Genomic DNA, 740 nt, shown 5'->3' with positions numbered 1-740 from the left:
GTTCATCCATAGTTGCCTGACTCCCCGTCGTGTAGATAACTACGATACGGGAGGGCTTACCATCTGGCCCCAGTGCTGCAATGATACCGCGAGAACCACGCTCACCGGCTCCAGATTTATCAGCAATAAACCAGCCAGCCGGAAGGGCCGAGCGCAGAAGTGGTCCTGCAACTTTATCCGCCTCCATCCAGTCTATTAATTGTTGCCGGGAAGCTAGAGTAAGTAGTTCGCCAGTTAATAGTTTGCGCAACGTTGTTGCCATTGCTACAGGCATCGTGGTGTCACGCTCGTCGTTTGGTATGGCTTCATTCAGCTCCGGTTCCCAACGATCAAGGCGAGTTACATGATCCCCCATGTTGTGCTAAAAAGCGGTTAGCTCCTTCGGTCCTCCGATCGTTGTCAGAAGTAAGTTGGCCGCAGTGTTATCACTCATGGTTATGGCAGCACTGCATAATTCTCTTACTGTCATGCCATCCGTAAGATGCTTTTCTGTGACTGGTGAGTACTCAACCAAGTCATTCTGAGAATAGTGTATGCGGCGACCGAGTTGCTCTTGCCCGGCGTCAATACGGGATAATACCGCGCCACATAGCAGAACTTTAAAAGTGCTCATCATTGGAAAACGTTCTTCGGGGCGAAAACTCTCAAGGATCTTACCGCTGTTGAGATCCAGTTCGATGTAACCCACTCGTGCACCCAACTGATCTTCAGCATCTTTTACTTTCACCAGCGTTTCTGGG

1 pseudogene is annotated in these 740 nt (G+C 50.1%); it reads right to left on the bottom strand.

The features are described from left to right. A pseudogene (gene bla, locus Q2K20_RS18130) lies at nt 1-740 on the bottom strand (class A beta-lactamase); the annotation flags it as partial.

This window comes from Dietzia sp. IN118 (genome assembly GCF_032905965.1).
GTDB lineage: Bacteria > Actinomycetota > Actinomycetes > Mycobacteriales > Mycobacteriaceae > Dietzia > Dietzia kunjamensis.
Note: the sequence above shows the minus strand (reverse complement) of the source record. Positions and strands in the feature narration are given on the sequence as shown.